This is a genomic window from Nocardioides sp. NPDC127514, assembly GCF_040302125.1.
GTDB lineage: Bacteria > Actinomycetota > Actinomycetes > Propionibacteriales > Nocardioidaceae > Nocardioides.
The window spans coordinates 96,682-114,470 of record NZ_JBEORF010000006.1; the positions used below are offsets into that span (position 1 = coordinate 96,682).

Here is a 17,789-nt window from a genome sequence, read left to right on the forward strand (position 1 = left end):
CCAGGGCCGTTGACGTGACAATGATTACGGGACGACGTTCTCCAGCATCTCGGTGACGAGCGCGGCGATCGGCGAGCGCTCGGAGCGGGTCAGGGTGACGTGGGAGAAGAGCGGGTGGCCCTTCAGCTTCTCGATGACCGCGACCACGCCGTCGTGGCGTCCGACCCGGAGGTTGTCGCGCTGGGCGACGTCGTGGGTGAGCACGACCTTCGAGTTGGCGCCGATGCGGGAGAGCACCGTCAGGAGCACGTTGCGCTCCAGCGACTGCGCCTCGTCGACGATCACGAACGAGTCGTGCAGCGACCGGCCGCGGATGTGGGTCAGCGGCAGCACCTCCAGCATGCCCCGGTCGATGATCTCGTCGATCACGTCCTGCGTGGTGACCGCAGAGAGCGTGTCGAAGACCGCCTGGCCCCACGGCGACATCTTCTCGCCCTCGGTGCCGGGGAGGTAGCCGAGCTCCTGGCCGCCGACGGCGAAGAGCGGGCGGAAGATCAGCACCTTCTTGTGCTGGTTGCGCTCCATGACCGCCTCCAGCCCGGCGCACAGCGCGAGCGCGGACTTCCCGGTGCCGGCCCGGCCACCGAGGGAGACGATGCCGACCTCGGGGTCGAGCAGCATCTCCAGCGCGATCCGCTGCTCCGCGGAGCGGCCATGGATCCCGAAGACCTCCCGGTCCCCGCGCACCAGGTGCACCTGCTTGTCCGGTCCGACCCGGCCCAGCGCGGTGCCACGGTCCGACATCAGCACCAGACCGGTGTGGCAGGGCAGGTCGCGGGCCGCGTCGAGCTCGAGGACGCCGTCGTCGTAGAGCTCGTCGAGGGACGCGGAGGCGACGTCCAGCTCGGCCATCCCGGAGTAGCCCGGATCGGAGTCGTTGATCCGCTCACCGCGGTAGTCCTCGGCCTTCAGCCCGACCGCGGACGCCTTGATCCGCATCGGCAGGTCCTTGGAGACCAGGGTGACGTCGAGCCCGTCGCCCTGCAGGTTGCGCGCGACCGCGAGGATCCGGGTGTCGTTGTCCCCGAGCCGGAATCCGCTCGGCAGCGAGGACGGGTCGGTGTGGTTGAGCTCGACACGGATCGTGCCGCCCTCCTCGCCGACCGGGACCGCCGTGTCGAGGCGTCCGTGGGTGACCCGCAGCCCGTCCAGCTGCCGGAGCGCAGAGCGGGCGAAGTAGCCCAGCTCCGGGTGGTGTCGCTTCCCCTCCAGCTCGGTGATGACCACCACCGGGAGGACGACCTGGTGCTCGGCGAAGCGCGTCATGGCCTTCGGGTCCGAGAGCAGGACGCTGGTGTCGAGAACGAACGTGCGCACAGAAGGCGACTCGCTCTCCGGGGAAGACTCCGACGCCGGTGTCGGAGCGGCCGACGTATCGGCCTCGGTGACATGCTCGTTCGTGGTTCGGTTGGCCACGCGGATCACCTCTCGCGACCGGCTCATACACCCATGAGTCCGGCCATTTCATCGTTAATCAGATGGACCGGACGGTGGACCGTCAGTCGGGGTGCCGACCGCCTCACACCCGTCGGGATCGATGAGATCCTGACGCAGGTTCGGTTCGTGACTACTCACGTAACGGGCCTCCAGGTGCGACGGGAATTTGTTCCCCGCCGTTGGTACAACGCTACGACGCCGGACCAACGGTCTGTGGCAACACGAACGATTTTTCTTTGTGAACTCCTGGTGACACGACCGAATGTTCCGGCCAGTGGTCACCTTCCGAGGCGACGCTCGCGGTGGGCGTAGGCGCGCAGGGCCCGCAGGAAGTCGGTTCGCCGGAAGTCGGGCCAGTAGGCCTCGCAGAAGTAGAACTCCGACTTCGCGCTCTGCCAGAGCAGAAATCCGCCCAGGCGCTGCTCCCCGGACGTACGGATCACCAGGTCGGGATCGGGCTGGCCCTTGGTGTAGAGGTGGTCGGCGATGTGCTCGACGTCGATGATCTGGGCGAGCTCCTCCAGCGAGGTGCCGCGGATGGCGTGCTCGTTGAGCAGGGCGCGTACGGCATCGGCGATCTCGCGGCGGCCGCCGTAGCCGACGGCGACGTTGACCAGCATCCCGTCGACGTCCCGGGTCGCCTCCTCGGCGGCCTTGAGGCGCTGGGACAGCCAGTCGGGCAGGAGATCGAGCGCGCCGACCGGGTGCAGCCGCCAGCGGCGTACGTCTGCCAGCGAGTCGACCGCGTCGGCGATGATCTCGAGGAGCGGTGCCAGCTCGTCGGCAGGGCGGTTGAGATTGTCGGTGGAGAGCAGCCACAGGGTGACCACCTCGATGCCGATCTCGTCGCACCAGGTGAGCAGCGGCTCGATGTTGGCCGCGCCGGCCCGATGGCCGTGGGCGGTCGATTGGCCGACCTCCTTGGCCCAGCGACGGTTGCCGTCGAGCATCACCCCGACGTGCTTGGGCAGCTTGGAGGCATCGAGCTTGCGGAGCATCCGCGCCTCGTAGGCTGGGTAGAGAACCCGACGTACGCCTTCCTTCCAGTCTGCCACGTGCAGAAGGGTATCGGCGCCGCGCCCACATCTCCCAGCGGGACGGGGTTCACCCGATCTTCAGGGTCGACCGATAGCCTTGGCACTTATGAGCGAGATGACGGACGCGATGCGCCTCAAGGTCGGAACGATCACCGACTCGGTCTCCTCGACCGTTCACGAGGCCCTGCCAAAGCTGCGCGGCTGGATCCACCTGGCCAGCGCCCCGCTCACGCTGGCGGCCGGGATCGTGCTGATCGTCCTGGCCCCCGCGGGTGCGCCGCGGCTCGGCGCGGCGGTGTTCACGATGGCCGCGCTGCTGCTCTTCACCGTCTCCGCGGTCTACCACCGCGGCAACGCGATGGGTAAGTGGAGCCCACGCTCCCACACCATCCTGAAGCGCTGGGACCACGCGAACATCATGCTGATGATCGCGGGCTCCTACACCCCCTTCTCGCTGCTGCTCCTCGACGGCGTCACCCAGGTCGTGCTGCTCTCGGTGGTCTGGACCGGTGCCATCCTGGGCGTCTTCTTCCGGGTGTTCTGGCCCGAGGCCCCGCGCTGGCTGTACGTCCCGAACTACATCGCGCTCGGCTGGGCGGCGATCTTCTTCATCCCGTCCTTCTTCTCCGGCGCGGTCGCGCTCGGTGTCGGCATCGGGATCGCCACCTTCACGCTGATCTGTGTCGGCGGCGCGCTCTACACCGCCGGCGGCGTCATCTACGGCTTCAAGCGGCCCAACCCGTGGCCGCAGTGGTTCGGCTTCCACGAGGTCTTCCACACCTTCACGATCCTCGCGTTCATCGTGCACTACACCGGCGTCTCGCTGGCGACGTACTCGCTGCGCTGAGCCTGAGCCTGATCGCGTGCCGTGGCCGCGTGCCGGGCGAGCACCGCGGTGAGGATGCCGGTGACGGCGAAGAGCGCGCCCAGCACCATCCAGCCACCGGTGCCGTGGTCGATCGCGGTGGCGGTCACCACCAGAGGCGCGAGCATGTGCGCCAGCGCGTAGCCCATCTGGCTCACTCCCTGGTAGGCACCGGCCCGCTGCTGGTCGGCGAGCTCGAAGGCCAGCCCCCAGCTGCCCGCCTCGCCGCGCGTCTCGGCTGCCGAGGCGGCCAGCGCGGCGAGCAGCAGCAGGCACGTGGCGAACACCGGGCCCGCATAGCCAGCCCCCGCGAAGAGCAGGCAGGCGGCGAGCAGCAGGAACCCGGCACCCCGCACGGCCCGACCCGCCGTGGCGATGTCGTGGGTGCCGCGCGAGGCCCGCACCTGGAAGAGCGCGACGTAGACGGTGTTCACCACCAGGAGCAGCGAGACCAGGACCGTCGGCGCGTCGGTGTGGTCGGCCACCCACAGCGGCACCCCGATCGAGGTCAGCCCGAAGTGGATCGCCATCACTCCGCTGAGCACGGTCGCGGTCACATAGGTGCGGTCGCGCAGCGGTGAGGGACCCGCGGCCACCGTCGGACCGGAGCCGGCGTCCATCGTCTCGGCCAGCCCGGCGACCCGGCGCCTGAGCCCGATGAGCGGCACGGCCGCGAGCGTGGTGAGCAACCCGACGACCACCATCGTGGTGCGATAGGCGGTCCCGGTGTCGACCGCCAGCGCCAGCGCGGCGAGCAGCGTCCCCGCTCCGATCATCACGTTCATGACCACGCGCAGCCGGGCGCGTACGGCGACCCGGTCGGGGCCGTTGAACCAGCGCGCGATCAGCGTCGACTGCGCGCTCGACTGGAAGCCTCGCGAGGCCGAGACCCAGGTCGCGACCAGCACGAACGCGACCACGTCACGCGCCAGGGCGTAGGCGAGCAGAGCGATGCCGTAGCTGGCCATCGCCCACAGCTGCACCCGGTCGGCGCCCCACCGGTCGCTGAGCCGCCCGCCGGCGTACGTCGCCACGACGCCGACGGCTCCGGCGACGGTCAGGCCGATGCCGACGGTCACGGCCGAGAGGCCGACCGTGCGGGTGAAGTAGAGCGCGCTGACGGCGAAGAACATGCCACGGGCGAGGGAGAGGGCGGCGATGGCGCCGACGAGCGGGCGCTCGACCGGGTCGCTGGGGAGGCGGATCACGGGTCCAGTTGTCGCACCCCACGCCTGCGCGCGCTAACGATGTAGCGTATTGCTTCATGATCAGGTACGAGCTGGCCGGTCCCGACCTGAGCGAGGTCCGGTTCGCCATCTCGCCGCTCAACGAGCTCACCCTCTCGCTGCGGGCGCTGCGCGACCCCGGCCGGTTCCCGCTCCACCTGCCCTGGCTCCGCGGTGTCGGCACCGCCGACCTGGATCGCGAGACCCTGCTGGCGCTGACCAACGACCGACTCTGGACGCCGGACTTCCTCAACCCGCGCCCGCGCACCCCGCTCGCCCGGCTCGAGGACGAGCTCGAGGTCGTCGCGGCGACCTCGCCGCAGCGCGTACGTGCCGACCTCGACGCGGTCCACTTCGAGGGCGGCCCACCGCCGGTCCTGAGCGGGCCTCCGCAGGTTGTGCTGCGCCGCGTCCTCACCGCGCTGCGCGGCTACTGGGACGCCTGCTTCGAACCCCACTGGCAGCGGATGCGAGCGGTACTGGAGGCCGACATCGTCCATCGCGGCCGGACGATCGTCCACTCCGGCATGGCGTCGATGTTCGCCGACATCTCGCCGCGGGTCACCCTCGCCGACGACGTCCTCGCGATCCGGCTCACCACGTCGAAGGTCGACTATCGGCGTACGACCGCCGGCGACGGGCTCACCCTGGTCCCCACCCTGTTCTCCCGCAACCCGTCGACGCCGATCTCGCCCGAGGAGCCGCCGGTCATGTTCTACCCGGCACGCGGCCTCGGCACGCTGTGGACCAGCGACCGGCCGCAGGCGCCGCGGGCGCTGCGCGACCTCATCGGCGAGACCCGCTCCGGGCTCCTCACGCTGCTGGCGGCTCCGGCCTCGTCGACCGAGCTGGCCGTACGCCTCGGGGTGACCCCCACCGCCGTCAACCAGCACCTGCGGGCGATGCGCGCGGCAGGGCTGCTGACCTCGGCCCGCCACGGCCGATCGGTCCTCTATCTCCGCTCCGACCTCGGCGACCGCCTGGTCGATGCCGTCAGGTGACGTCCAGACGAGGAAAGGGGCGCGCGGCCGGTCCGGCCACGCGCTCCTTCTCGTCTACGAGATCCTCACATGTGCAGCGGCTCGACGACGTTGTCGTCGCCGCCCTTACCGACCCGCGAGTTGCGGTAGCCGTAGAGGAAGTAGATGGCGAAGCCGATCGCCATCCAGACCAGGAACCGCAGCCAGGTCTCGACGCTCAGGTTGAGGGTCAGGTAGATGCAGATCAGCGCGGCCACGATCGGCAGCACCGGGTTGAACGGCACCTTGAAGGAGCGCGGCAGGTCCGGGCGACGCTTGCGCAGGATCGGCACGGCGATCGAGACCAGCGCGAACGCGGTCAGGGTGCCGATGTTGACCATCTCCTCGAGCTTGCCGATCGGGGTGAAGGTGGCCACGATCGCGACGAAGACGCCGACGGTGAGGGTGATCCGGACCGGGGTGCCGGTCTTCGGGTTGACGTGGGCGAACCTCACCGGGAACAGACCGTCGCGGCTCATCGCGAAGATGACCCGGATGGCGCCGATCATCAGCGTCATCACGACGGTGGTCAGACCGGCGACGGCGCCGGCCGAGATCAGGGTCGCGAACCCGCCGCGGCCGACATCTCGGAACGCGGTGGCGAGCGCGGCCTCGGTGTCGATCTGGTCGTACTTCACCATGCCGGTGATCACCAGGGCGACGGCGACGTAGAGGATCGTGCAGATCACCAGCGAGCCGATGATGCCGCGCGGCAGGTCGCGCTGGGGGTTGTTGGCCTCCTCCGCGGTCGTGGCGACCACGTCGAAGCCGATGTAGGCGAAGAAGACGACCGAGGCGGCCGAGATGATGCCGAGGACACCGAAGGTCTGCGGCTCGAGGCCGAAGGCCCACTGGATCAGCGGCTGGTGGATGCCCTCACCGCTGACGGAACCGGCACGGTCGGGGATGAACGGGTCGTAGTTGGAGCCGGTGATGTAGAACATGCCGGCGACGATGACGAACAGGACGATGAACAGCTTGACCGCGACCAGGACGAGGTTGACCCGCAGCGACTCCTTGATACCGATCGCGATCAGGCCCACCAGGACGATCACGAGCAGCAGGGCGGCCAGGTTGGGCTGACCGAAGTCGGCGTTGGCGTCCGGCCCATACCCTTCGGGCCAGCCGAGGCCGATCTCCTCGAGGAACGTCACCAGGTAGCTGCTCCAGCCCTGCGCGACCACGGACGCACCGAGCACCATCTCCAGGATCAGGTCCCAGCCGATGATCCAGGCGAGCATCTCGCCGAGGGTGGCGTAGGAGAACGTGTACGCGGACCCCGACACCGGCACCGTCGAGGCGAACTCGGCGTAGCACAGCGCGGCCAGGCCGCAGCAGATCGCGGCGATGACGAAGGAGAAGACCACACCCGGGCCGGCGTACTCAGCCGCGGCTCTACCGGTCAGCGTGAAGATTCCCGCTCCGATGATGACGCCGATCCCGAAGACGGTCAGGTCAACCGAAGTGAGTCGCCTTTTGAGCTTGAACTCCGGGGTCTCGGCATCGGCAAGGGATTGCTCGATGGATTTGGTGCGCCAAACAGACATGAGGGATAGGAAACCATCTCGGCTGATGGACCGGAAAGGTCGGGGGTGTAATCCGTCACATCTCGCACCGGAAGCTGCTCGCCTCCGAGGCGGGTCCTCCGACGTACGCGGGCCAGGCCGGCCAATCGCACAGCGGCCGGGTCCGGGCGGCTCCGGCATTGCCGTCGGCGACCACCTGGTTCTGCCCGGGAGCGACGCCTCGTTCGGCCCACTTCTCCAGGGCCGTGAGGGAGTCGTACGAGGCGGAGAAGGCGACCGGGGCGAAGTTGGCGTGGTTGGCTCCGGGCACCAGATAGAACCGGGAGAACCCCTCGGTCGCCCGCTTGCCCATCAGCCGCTGGACGCGCTGGTAGTAGTCGATCGTGGAGCGGTGGCTGACCAGCTCGTCGGCGGCACCGTGGACCAGGATCAGCCTGCCGCCGGATCGGGCGAACGGGCGCAGGTCGGCGTCGTTGACGTCCTGGAGCGCGGTCAGCTCGCTGATCCGGCCCTGCCACTCCCCCGGGTCGGCCGGGTCGATCGCGAACGGGCTGATCTGCGGGTCGCGAGCGACGAAGTACTTGGCCCACTGGTTCCAGAACTGCATGCCGTAGCCGGCGGTCACCGGCATCGGGTCGGCCGGCGCGGCGGTGCCGAAGCCGAGGACCGGCGTCGACATGCGTGCTCCGGACAGCAGCGGGAACCCGGGGTAGCCCCACTCTCCGCTCGCCACCCGGTAGGGCAGCCGCCAGCTGCTGTCGGCCGCTACCACCGCATCCACCTGCTCACGCGAGAGGCAGGTGTCCCCCGGCGTCTCGCCCTCGCCGCACAACAGCGTCTCCGGGTCGAAGTCGCAGCCGGCCTCGTCGGAGATCACCCCGTCCGTGACCCCGTCGCCGCCGTCGCAGGCGGCCAGGACCCGCTGTGCGACGAGGTCCTGCTGCGCCTTCGACGGGAACGCGCCGGGCTTGCCGAACTCGTGGGTGATCCGGCCGAAGAAGAGGTCGAGGGTGGCGGCGTTCCAGGCCGGGTACGCGGAGATCACCCCGTCGAAGTCGCGCGGCCAGCGCTGCGCGACCGCCAGGGCCTCCCGGCCACCGGTCGAGCCGCCGGCGAAGTAGGCCGTGCCGGGCGCCCGACCGAACGCCTTCGAGATCACGTACGTGGCGGTGTCGTGCACCTTCTTGAGCGCGTCACCCGAGAAGTTGCGCACGGCTTCGTCGTTCTGGCCGAACCAGCCGTCCAGGCTGGCGATCGGGTGGCGGCTGGTGTCGGCCTGATGGCCGGAGTCGCTGGCGTAGGTGGCGTAGCCGCGGCCGAGCGGGGTGCGCTGGTCGACCGGCCCGAAGGGCACGTTCTGGGCGAGATTGGGGACGGTGCCGTTGTAGCCGCCACCGCCGAACATCATCGTCTTCCCGTTCCACCCCTGGGGCAGGGCCAGGCCCATCCGGATGTCCGGGGCGGCGGGGTCGACCGGGTGGATCGCGATGTCGGCGCGGCAGTAGGCCGGGAGCGCGGTCGGCCCGGTCCCGGAGGCCGGCATCGACCTCGTCGCGGTGACCTCGGCACCGGTGGTCGGCAGGCCGATGCGGTGGGCGGGGACCTTCAGCCCGACCAGCGACGAGCAGTCGGCGGTGCCCGTCGACGGCGCGGCGCTCGCGGGCACCTGGCCGACGATTAGGGCCGCGGCGGCGAGGGCGAGCGCGGAGCCGACGGTCAGGAATCTGCGTACGTGGGTGGGGGCCATTGCTCAAGGATCGCGACGCGGTGTGACCTGCGCCATGTGGCCGCCGCACACAACTCCTGTGCGCAAGATGTGGCCAGACTTGAGCCGGGCACTGGAGAGCCGGCATGGGGGCGAGCCACACAATGACGGGGCTCAGTGTGTCCCGAACCCCTATGGCGTACGTCTCACCACTTCCCTAGCGTCGCCCCTGTGACGAGCACCACATCGACCCCGAGGTGCGCACTACGGACCGAGGGTCTCACCAAGGACTTCCGCGGCTTCCGCGCAGTCAGCTCAGTCGACCTGGAGGTCGCCGAGGGCACCGTACACGCGCTCGTCGGCCCCAACGGCGCCGGCAAGACGACCCTGTTCAACCTGCTGACCGGGTTCCTCAAGCCCACCGGCGGACGGATCACGGTCTTCGGTGACGACGTCACCGGGATGGCACCGGAGCGGATCACCCGCCACGGGGTGGCCCGCTCCTTCCAGATCACCAGCCTCTTCGAGAACCTCACCCCGCGCGAGCACGTCGAGATCGCGCTCCAGGGACTGACCAACCAGGGGCTGAGGTTCTGGCGCTCGGAGAAGCTGCTCGGACGCCGCCGCGAGGAGGTCGACCGGCTGCTGGCCGAGGTCGGCCTCACCGAGCTGGCCGACAAGCCGACCGGGCTGATGGCGTACGGACAGAAGCGGGCGCTCGAGCTCGCTCTCGTCCTCGCTGTCGAGCCCCGCCTGTTGCTCCTCGACGAGCCGACGGCGGGGATGGGCATCGAGGACGTGGACCGCACCATCGAGCTCGTCCGGCGCATCGCCGAGGGCCGCACGGTCGTCTTCGTCGACCACAACATGCACGTCGTCGCCCACCTCGCCGACCGGGTCACCGTCCTGCAGCAGGGCTCGGTGCTCGCCGAAGGCCCCTACGACGAGGTCCGTGCGGACCCGCGGGTCATCACCGCCTACCTCGGAGAGGCTCACCGTGCTTGAGATAGAGAACCTGAGCGCCTGGTACGGAGAGGCGCAGGCCCTGCGCGAGGCCACCCTGAGCGTGGCCGAGGGCGAGGTCGTCACCCTCGTCGGCCGCAACGGCGCCGGCAAGACCACGCTCGTCCGCTGCCTGATGGGCCTCCACAAGCACCTGACCGGATCGATCCGGCTCGACGGCCGCGAGATCACCTCGCTGCCCGCGCACAAGCGGGCCCGCGCCGGGCTCGGTTGGGTGCAGGACGACCGCGGCATCTTCGCCAACCTGAGCGTGGAGGAGAACCTCCTGCTGCCGCCGAAGGTCTCCGAGTCGGCGTGGACGCTGGAGCAGGTCTACGACGCCTTCCCGGCTCTCGGCAGCCGTCGGCGAGCGGGCGGGACGACGCTCTCGGGCGGCGAGCAGCAGATGCTCGCCGTCGCCCGGGTGCTCCGCACCGGGGCCCGCCTGCTGCTGCTCGACGAGCCCTCCGAGGGGCTCGCCCCCGTCATCGTCGCCCAGATCGGCGACATCGTGCGGACCGCGAAGCAGTCCGGGATCGGCGTGCTCCTGATCGAGCAGAACGTACGTTTCGCCGCCACCGTCGCCGACCGCCACTACCTGCTCGCCCAGGGCCGCCTGGTCGAGAGCCTCGACAACGACGAGTTCGTCGAACGTCAGGACGAGCTACTCGAAGACCTCGGGATCTGACGTACGTCCGCAGAGATCGAGCACAGCCCTACCCCACGAGGAGAGACACGATGAACAAGCGACGCACAGCTGCGGGCGCCTCGATATTGATGGCAGGTGTCCTGGTCACCGCAGGCTGCGGTGCCGGCGGGCCGGCTGCTGCCGGAGGTGACTTCACCGACGACAAGGTGGTCCTCGCCCTGCTCAACGACGCCTCCGGTGTCTACAAGGACGTCTCCGGCCCCAACTCGAAGATCGCGATCCAGATGGCGATCGACGACTACCAGGAGAAGTACGGCGACGAGGCCGTCGTCGACGACATCGAGGTGACCTCGGCCGATCACCAGAACGAGCCGGACATCGCCAACACCAAGGCCCAGGAGCTCTACGACCGCGAGGGCGCCGACGTCATCCTCGACGTGCCGACCTCGTCGGCGGCGCTGGCCGTCGCGACGCAGGCGAAGAACAAGAAGAAGCTCTACATGAACATCGGCGCCGGCACGACCGAGCTGACCGGCGCGCAGTGCAACAAGTACACCTTCCACTACGCCTACGACACCTGGATGCTGGCCAACGGCACCGGCACCGTCGTCACCGAGGAAGGCGACAAGAACTGGCAGCTGATCTACCCCGACTACGCCTTCGGCCAGGACATGGTGAAGTCGTTCACCGGCGCCATCGAGGCGGGCGGCGGCACGGTCGCGGGCACGATCGCGACGCCGTTCCCGAACGACAACTTCGCGACGTACATCACCAAGGCGGGAGCCGCGAAACCGCAGGTCATCGGCACCATGCACGCCGGCGGCGACCTGATCAACCTGGTCAAGCAGTACAACGAGTCCGGGCTCAAGGACCAGGGCATCGACCTGGCCGTCGGGCTGATGTTCATCTCCGACATCCACTCGCTCGGCGTCGAGGCGTTCGAGGGCACGATCTTCACCGACGCCTGGTACTGGAACCTCGACGAGAAGTCCCGCGAGTGGGCCGACCGCTTCATGGAGGAGACCGGCGACCGGCCGACGTACGCCCACGCGGGCAACTACTCGGCGGCGACGCAGTACCTCGAGGCGGTCCAGGCGGCCGGCACCGACGACGCCGACAAGATCGTCGAGGAGCTCGAGGGCAAGAAGGTCGAGGACATGTTCCTGCGCAACGGTGAGATCCGCGCCGAGGACCACCGGGTCATCCACGACGCCTACCTGGCCCGGGTCAAGGGACCGGACGACGTCAAGGAGGACTGGGACTACGAGGAGATCATCAAGACGATCCCGGCCGAGGAGGCGTTCCGCCCGGCAGCTGAGTCCGGCTGCTCGATGTAGGCGCGAGGTCTAGAGGGATTGGTATGAACGCGGTTCTGCAGTACACCGTCCAAGGGCTCGCGGCCGGCAGCTTCTACGCGCTGGCCGCGCTCGGCCTGGCCGTCATCTTCGGGGTGCTGGGCGTGGTCAACTTCGCCCACGGCGCCTTCTACATGCTGGGAGCGGTCGCCGCCGCGGTGCTCCTGGACACCGTCGGGATGAGCCTGTGGCTGGCGCTGATCGTGGTGCCGCTGCTGATGCTGGTCTTCGGGATGCTGGTCGAGCGGCTGCTGGTGCAGTGGCTGCTGCCGCTCGACCCGCTCTACAACCTGCTGCTCACCTTCGGGCTGACCCTGCTGCTGGTCGACCTCGTCAAGCGCCGCTACGGGGTCTCGGGGTTGCCCTACGAGCGCCCCGAGGCGCTGACCGGGCGGGTGCAGGTGGGTGGCGTCGGGCTGCCGGTCTACCAGCTCTTCGTGATCGGTGTCGCGCTGCTCGTCTGCCTCGGCGTCTGGCTGCTGATGACGCGTACGCGGGTGGGCATGATCGTCCGCGCCGCGACCGAGCGACCCGAGCTCGCCGGTGCGCTCGGCATCAACGTCGGGCGCTGGGTGACGCCGGTGTTCGGCTTCGGGGTCGCGCTCGCCGGACTGGCCGGGGTGCTGGCGGCACCGTTCCGGGCGATCACCGCCGAGATGGGCAGCGACTTCATCATCATCCTGTTCGCTGTCGTGGTGATCGGCGGGCTCGGCTCGATCGTGGGCGCCGTCGTCGGCGGGTTCCTGGTCGGGCTCGTGGAGGCCTTCGGGCAGGCGTACGCACCGACGTTCGCGCAGGTGCTCATCTTCGTGCTGATGGCCGTCGTCGTCCTGGCCCGGCCGGCCGGGCTCTTCGGCCGAGAGGAGGCAACCGCATGACCCTTCGACAAGCTCAGGACACCGCATCCATCGCTACGGCCGGTGCGAGCGTCACCGAGCAGCATGCGGCGATAGCGGGCGCGCGCCCGTGGCAGCGACTGGTCCTGCTGGCCGTGGGGCTGGTGGTGGCGCTGGCGCTGCCGTGGTTCGTCTACCCGCCGGTGGCGATGGACATCGCCGCGTGGGCTCTCTTCGCGGTCGCCCTCGACCTCCTGCTGGGCTACTGCGGGCTGCTCTCGTTCGGCCACGCCGCGTTCTGGGGCGGGTCCGCCTATGCCACGGGACTGATCGCGATCCACCTCGGCGTGCCGTTCCCCGTGGCGGTCCTGGGTGGGGCGCTCTTCGCGATGCTGCTGGCGGTGCCGATCGGCTACCTGTCGGTGAAGCGGTCGGGGATCTACTTCGCGATGGTCACCCTCGCCTTCGCACAGATGCTCTTCTTCATCGCCAACCAGGCCTCATCGCTCACCGGCGGCGAGAACGGGCTCCAAGGCGTGCCGCGATCGTTCTTCGGGATCGAGGCCGTCGAGACCGACTCGTTCTTCTTCTACTACGCCGCGCTGCCGATCATCCTGCTCGGGATGTGGGCCGCCTGGCGGATCGTCCACTCCCCCTTCGGGCGGGTGCTGGTCGCGATCCGTGACAACGCACCTCGGGCCAGGGCACTCGGCTACGACGTCGAGCGCTACAAGCTGATCGTCTTCGTGCTCTCGGCCGGGCTCTCGGGGCTCGCCGGCGGCGTCTTCGCCGTCTCGCACGGCTTCGTGGCGCTGCCCGAGCTGCACTGGGCTACCTCCGGCGAGGTCGTGCTGATGACCGTGCTCGGCGGGATCGGCACCCTGTGGGGCGGCGTCATCGGCGCCGGGCTGATCGTGATGCTCGCCGACTACCTGGCCTCGTCCGGATTCGACGGGATCGGGATCGTCACCGGCGCCGTGTTCGTCACCGTGGTGCTGCTCTTCCGTCGCGGGATCTGGGGCACCGCCCGCCACCTCTGGCTGACCCGTCGTCGTTCCTGAGCTCGCTCTAGGCGACCAGCTGATGGAGCCGGAGCGCCAGCTGCACCTCGAGTTGGCGCTCCGGCTCCTGCCAGCCCTTGCCCAGCAGCCGGGTGACCCGCTCCAGACGCTGTGTGACCGTGTTGACGTGCACATGCAGCGCGCCGGCGGTGCGGGTGAGGTTGCGGTCGGCGGCGAAGTAGGCCCGCAGGGTCTCCACCAGCTTCGACCCCTTCGCGTCGTCGTAGTCGATCACCGGACCCAGCCGCGAGGTGACGTACGTCGCCGGGTGGCCGTCGGAGCCGAGCAGCAGCCCCACGAAGCCGAGGTCCTCGGCGGTGACCACCTGGCCCTCACGCCCCAGCGTCATCGCGGCCGCCAGACAGCGGCGAGCCTCGTCGTAGCCCTTCACCACCGCGTCGGGACTGCTCAGCGGCCCCGGCACCGGGCCGGCAGCGCCGACCGTCACCGGGGCGCCGGCGGACAGTCGCAGTCCCTCGACCACCAGCTCGCCGGCGGCGCGGGCGTCGCAGTCGGGGAAGATCAGCACGACCTGCCCCTGCCGCACCGCCGCGAACCCGTCGTGGGTGGCGGCGACGAACGTCGCCGCCTGACCGACCCGGGCCCGGTCGCCGGGGACGTTCGCCACCACGACGGCATAGTCCCGGGACAGGTCCGCTTGCAGCAGCCGGCCCCGCTCGCGCAGCGTGTCCGGGTCCGGGGTGGTGCCGGAGAGGAGCTCGTCGAGGAGCTCGCCGCGTACGCGTCCCTCGGCCTCGGCGACGCTGCGCCGGAAGAGCAGCAACAGCGCGGTGACCAGCGCCGCCCGCTCCAGGATCCGCTGGTCGCCGTCGTCCAGGTCCCCGTCCTCGCGGTCGACCTCACGCGGGCCGAGGAGCATCGAGCCGAGCTGCTCGGCGCCGGCAAGCACCGGGGTGGCGTAGATGTCGCCGCTGCCGGCGGTACGGCTCAGGTCGAGGCTGCGCCGGGTCACGGCGGCCTCGTAGTCGGAGACGGGCTGGTCCGGGGCGCTGCTGGCGATGGTCTCGCCGCTCAGGTCCAGCACCACCACCCGGGCGCCGAGGACCTCGGCGACGCTGCGTACGACGTCGTCCACGCCGCCGCCCTCGACGACGATCCGGGTGAGCCGGTCATGGGCGTCCGCGGCGCGCTCGACCGCCTCGTTGCGTGCCTGCAGCTTGCGGGTGGTGACCTCGAGCTCGGCGACCGCGGCACGGGTCTCCTCCAGCAGCCGGGCCTTGTCCACGGCGATCGCGGCGTGAGCCGCCAGGGAGACGAGCAGCGCGCTCGCCTCGTCGCCGAAGGGACGTACGGTGCGGTTGGCGGCGAAGAGGACGCCGATGACCTGGGTGCCGAGCAGGAGGGGTACGCCGATGATCGCGCGGATGCCCTCGCCGCTGACCGCGCCATCGATGTCGGGAGCGTGCCGGAACCGCTCGTCGGGGATGTAGTCGGCTGTCGAGTAGGGCTTCATGGTCTGGGCGACGAGGCCGCCGAGCCCGATGCCGTAGGGTATCCGGGTCGAGCGGAAGGCCGCGGTCAGGATGCCCTCGGTCACGCGCATGTACTCACCACGACGCTCGTCGTTGAGGGTCAGATAGGCGACGTCGCTGTTGAGCAACTGCCTCGCCCGGGTCACGATCGCCTGCAGCACCGCCTCCAGGTTGGTCAGCATCGCCAGGTCGTTGGCCGACTCGAACAGCGCCCCCAGCTCGCCCTCGCGCCGGCGGCGCGCCTCCAGAGTCGCCCTGACCTGCAGCGCGAGCCTCTTGGCGTAGTCGATCCGCTCCTGCTCCCCGGCGGTCGCCCCCGCTGCTCGCGCGGCCTGCGACGGTCCCTCGAAGTCGGCCTCCGCGGCATCCCCGGCCAGCAGCTCCAGGAACGCGACCACATCGACCGTCATGTGACCGAAGTTACACTTCTACGCGCGCACCGACATAGGGGATCACCACATAGTTGCCCGGGATCAGGTATGGGTCTTCGCCAGGTCCTCCACGGTGGTGACCGGACGCTCGCAGACGAACCCCCGACAGACGTACGCCGCCGCCCTCCCACCCACAGGAGTGCGGCTGCTCAGCAGCGGGATGTCGTCGCGCGCCTCGTCGGCGACGACCACCACCGCACCCGGCTTGCGCCGGGCCGCGGCCTCGAGAGCGTCGCGGTCGGGACCCGGCGGTCCGACGACCGCGATCTCGAGCGGACCGTCAGCCATCGTCGCCGCGGCCGCCAGCGACCAGCCCGCGAACCGGGGCGCCTTGGCCATCAGGTTGCTCGTGGCCGCGAGCGCCTCCTCGGCGGCCGTGCGGTAGCGGCCCTCTCCGGTGAGCGCGTGGGCGATGACGAGCGCATGGACCATCGAGCTGGCGCCGCTGGGGCTGGCGTTGTCGGAGGGGTCCCGGGGCCGGGTGACCAGGGCCTCCGCGTCGTCGGCGGTGTCGTAGAAGCCGCCGTCCTCCGCGCGGAAGTGGGTCAGTGCGGTGTGGAGCAGTGCCGTCGCCCGGTCGAGCCAGGTGCTGTCGCCGGTCGCCTGGGTCAGCGCCAGGAACCCCGACGCGACGCATCCGTAGTCCTCCAGCACTCCCGCGTGGGCGCCGGCCACGCCGTCGCGGCTGACGCGGAGCAGGCGGACCGACGCTTCGCTGGTCGAGCCGCCGGAGCCGCTAGGCGGAGGCGTGTCGAGACCAACACGGTGCGTTCGCCACAGCAACTCGCCCGCCGAGACCGCGGCGTCGACGTAGCGCCGCTCCCCCAGCAGCAGTCCAGCGTCGACCAGACCGCTGATCGCCAGCCCGTTCCAGGCCGCGACGACCTTGTCGTCGCGGGCCGGGCGTACCCGCTCCGCGCGCGCCGCCAGCAGCCGCGCCTTGACCGACTCGAGCCGCTCGGCGTCCTCGGGTCGGTGCCGCAGCTGCAGGGTCGAGGCTCCTTCCTCGAAGGTGCCGGCCTCGGTCACCTCGAAGACCTCGGCGGCCCAGGCTCCGTCGTCGGCACCGAGGACGTCGACGAGCTCGCCCGGGCTCCAGACGTAGAACTTTCCCTCGACCCCCTCGCTGTCGGCGTCGAGCGCGGAGGCGAACCCGCCCTCGGCGGTGCCGAGCTCGCGGATCATCCAGTCGGCGCTCTCCCGCGCGACCCGGTCGCCGAGCTCGGTGCCGAGGCGGGCGTAGAGGCCGATCAGCTGGGCGTTGTCGTAGAGCATCTTCTCGAAGTGCGGAACGACCCAGCCGCGGTCGACGGCATAGCGGGCGAACCCACCCCCGATCTGGTCGTAGATCCCGCCGCCGGCCATCGCGGCCACGGTCCGCGAGAGCATGTGCGAGACCCGCGAGTCCGCCCCGGGCGCCCCGGCCGCTCGCCGCAGGAACTCCAGCACCATCGACGGCGGGAACTTCGGAGCGCCCCCGAACCCTCCCGCCATCGGGTCGAACTCCCCGGCCAGCGTCTCGACCGCGGCATCGACGTCCACCTGCCAGCTGCCCGCGGACCCGGCCGCCCCGGAGATGTTGGCTAGGTGCTGACGTACGTTCTCCGCCACCGCCCCGATCTCCGAGCGCCGCTGCGTCCACGCCTCCGAGAGCGCCTGCAGCACCTGCGTGAACGCCGGCTGTCCGTGCCTCGGCATGTCCGGGAAGTAGGTGCCGGCGAAGAACGGGTTGCCGTCGTGGTCGAGCACCACCGTCATCGGCCACCCGCCCGACCCGGTCATCGCCGTCGTCGCCGCCATGTAGACCGCGTCCACATCCGGCCGCTCCTCCCGGTCGACCTTGATGTTGACGAAGTGCTTGTTCATGTACGCCGCGGTCGTCGCGTCCTCGAACGACTCGTGCGCCATCACGTGGCACCAGTGGCAGGCGGCGTACCCAACCGAGAGCAGGACAGGTACGTCCCGCCGCCGCGCCTCCTCCAACGCCTCTGCCCCCCACTCCCACCAGTCGACCGGGTTTTGAGCATGCTGGAGCAGGTACGGCGAGGTCGCAGAGGCAAGTCGGTTGGCCACACCCCCAGCCTTGCACGCATGGGACAAGTATCGGTCGGTGTCGTCTTCCCACGAGCTGCGTCGCGACCGCACAC

Annotated in this window: 14 protein-coding genes; 7 read left to right on the top strand and 7 right to left on the bottom strand. The window is 70.0% G+C overall.

Translation table 11 applies throughout. The annotated features are described in order from the left end of the window. Window positions 1-24: 24 nt before the first annotated feature. Both phoH2 and ABTX24_RS06570 read right to left on the bottom strand, forming a co-directional pair. Window positions 25-1,416, bottom strand: coding sequence for an RNA 5'-3' helicase PhoH2 (gene phoH2 / locus ABTX24_RS06565; RefSeq protein WP_350838275.1), 1,392 nt, complete (start codon window positions 1,414-1,416; stop codon window positions 25-27). 299 nt (window positions 1,417-1,715) lie between these two features. Continuing rightward, the gene (locus ABTX24_RS06570) at window positions 1,716-2,492 is read right to left on the bottom strand and encodes an isoprenyl transferase (protein WP_160024904.1); all 777 of its coding nucleotides are present in this window, start codon (window positions 2,490-2,492) and stop codon (window positions 1,716-1,718) included. Window positions 2,493-2,580: 88 nt separating this feature from the next. On the opposite strand from ABTX24_RS06570, the gene trhA reads away from it, so the two are divergent. After that, a complete protein-coding gene (gene trhA / locus ABTX24_RS06575; protein WP_350714621.1) occupies window positions 2,581-3,321 on the top strand; it encodes a PAQR family membrane homeostasis protein TrhA in 741 nt (246 codons plus the stop codon). Here the strand turns inward: trhA and ABTX24_RS06580 are convergent. Further along, the gene (locus ABTX24_RS06580) at window positions 3,282-4,547 is read right to left on the bottom strand and encodes an MFS transporter (protein ID WP_350838277.1); all 1,266 of its coding nucleotides are present in this window, start codon (window positions 4,545-4,547) and stop codon (window positions 3,282-3,284) included. The two genes, trhA and ABTX24_RS06580, sit on opposite strands and share 40 nt — an antisense overlap. A 56-nt stretch (window positions 4,548-4,603) precedes the next feature. Here ABTX24_RS06580 and ABTX24_RS06585 point away from each other — a divergent pair, with 56 nt between their 5' ends. Further along, entirely contained in the window at window positions 4,604-5,566 is a 963-nt protein-coding gene (locus ABTX24_RS06585) for an ArsR/SmtB family transcription factor (protein ID WP_350838279.1), read from the top strand. A 65-nt stretch (window positions 5,567-5,631) separates the two neighbouring features. Here the strand turns inward: ABTX24_RS06585 and ABTX24_RS06590 are convergent, their stop codons facing one another. Together ABTX24_RS06590 and ABTX24_RS06595 are read right to left on the bottom strand one after the other, a co-directional pair. Further along, window positions 5,632-7,131: an amino acid permease gene (locus ABTX24_RS06590; protein ID WP_350838281.1), complete on the bottom strand. Its 1,500-nt coding sequence runs from the start codon at window positions 7,129-7,131 to the stop codon at window positions 5,632-5,634. Window positions 7,132-7,186: 55 nt separating this feature from the next. Then, complete coding sequence (locus ABTX24_RS06595; protein ID WP_350838282.1) at window positions 7,187-8,857, bottom strand: tannase/feruloyl esterase family alpha/beta hydrolase; 1,671 nt, start codon at window positions 8,855-8,857, stop codon at window positions 7,187-7,189. Between the two features lie 189 nt (window positions 8,858-9,046). Between ABTX24_RS06595 and ABTX24_RS06600 the strand changes: the two genes are divergently transcribed. Genes ABTX24_RS06600 through ABTX24_RS06620 form a run of 5 tightly spaced genes read left to right on the top strand, consistent with a single transcriptional unit; the run spans window position 9,047 to window position 13,718 of the window. Then, on the top strand, window positions 9,047-9,820 hold the full coding sequence (locus ABTX24_RS06600; protein ID WP_350714612.1) for an ABC transporter ATP-binding protein: 774 nt from the start codon (window positions 9,047-9,049) through the stop codon (window positions 9,818-9,820). After that, entirely contained in the window at window positions 9,813-10,505 is a 693-nt protein-coding gene (locus tag ABTX24_RS06605; RefSeq protein WP_350838284.1) for an ABC transporter ATP-binding protein, read from the top strand. Before ABTX24_RS06600 ends, ABTX24_RS06605 begins: the two co-directional genes overlap by 8 nt. A 50-nt stretch (window positions 10,506-10,555) precedes the next feature. Next, window positions 10,556-11,803 (top strand): ABC transporter substrate-binding protein, encoded by a 1,248-nt coding sequence (locus ABTX24_RS06610; protein ID WP_160024911.1) that lies wholly within the window; start codon window positions 10,556-10,558, stop codon window positions 11,801-11,803. A gap of 23 nt (window positions 11,804-11,826) precedes the next feature. After that, a complete protein-coding gene (locus tag ABTX24_RS06615; protein WP_160024912.1) occupies window positions 11,827-12,699 on the top strand; it encodes a branched-chain amino acid ABC transporter permease in 873 nt (290 codons plus the stop codon). Next, window positions 12,696-13,718 (top strand): branched-chain amino acid ABC transporter permease, encoded by a 1,023-nt coding sequence (locus ABTX24_RS06620; RefSeq protein WP_350838286.1) that lies wholly within the window; start codon window positions 12,696-12,698, stop codon window positions 13,716-13,718. The genes ABTX24_RS06615 and ABTX24_RS06620 overlap by 4 nt, the downstream gene beginning before the upstream one ends. Window positions 13,719-13,725: 7 nt before the next feature. Here ABTX24_RS06620 and ABTX24_RS06625 read toward each other — a convergent pair whose 3' ends face one another. Beyond that, complete coding sequence (locus tag ABTX24_RS06625; protein WP_350838288.1) at window positions 13,726-15,621, bottom strand: helix-turn-helix domain-containing protein; 1,896 nt, start codon at window positions 15,619-15,621, stop codon at window positions 13,726-13,728. A gap of 63 nt (window positions 15,622-15,684) precedes the next feature. Beyond that, a complete protein-coding gene (locus ABTX24_RS06630) occupies window positions 15,685-17,715 on the bottom strand; it encodes a thioredoxin domain-containing protein (RefSeq protein ID WP_350838290.1) in 2,031 nt (676 codons plus the stop codon). Window positions 17,716-17,789 lie beyond the last annotated feature (74 nt).

Coding starts and splice junctions, on each gene's coding strand:
- trhA (WP_350714621.1), top strand. CDS start 2,581: ATGAGCGAGATGACGGACGCGATGCGCCTCAAGGTCGGAACGATCACC.
- ABTX24_RS06585 (WP_350838279.1), top strand. CDS start 4,604: ATGATCAGGTACGAGCTGGCCGGTCCCGACCTGAGCGAGGTCCGGTTC.
- ABTX24_RS06590 (WP_350838281.1), bottom strand. CDS start 7,131: ATGTCTGTTTGGCGCACCAAATCCATCGAGCAATCCCTTGCCGATGCC.
- ABTX24_RS06595 (WP_350838282.1), bottom strand. CDS start 8,857: ATGGCCCCCACCCACGTACGCAGATTCCTGACCGTCGGCTCCGCGCTC.
- ABTX24_RS06610 (WP_160024911.1), top strand. CDS start 10,556: ATGAACAAGCGACGCACAGCTGCGGGCGCCTCGATATTGATGGCAGGT.
- ABTX24_RS06615 (WP_160024912.1), top strand. CDS start 11,827: ATGAACGCGGTTCTGCAGTACACCGTCCAAGGGCTCGCGGCCGGCAGC.
- ABTX24_RS06620 (WP_350838286.1), top strand. CDS start 12,696: ATGACCCTTCGACAAGCTCAGGACACCGCATCCATCGCTACGGCCGGT.
- ABTX24_RS06625 (WP_350838288.1), bottom strand. CDS start 15,621: ATGACGGTCGATGTGGTCGCGTTCCTGGAGCTGCTGGCCGGGGATGCC.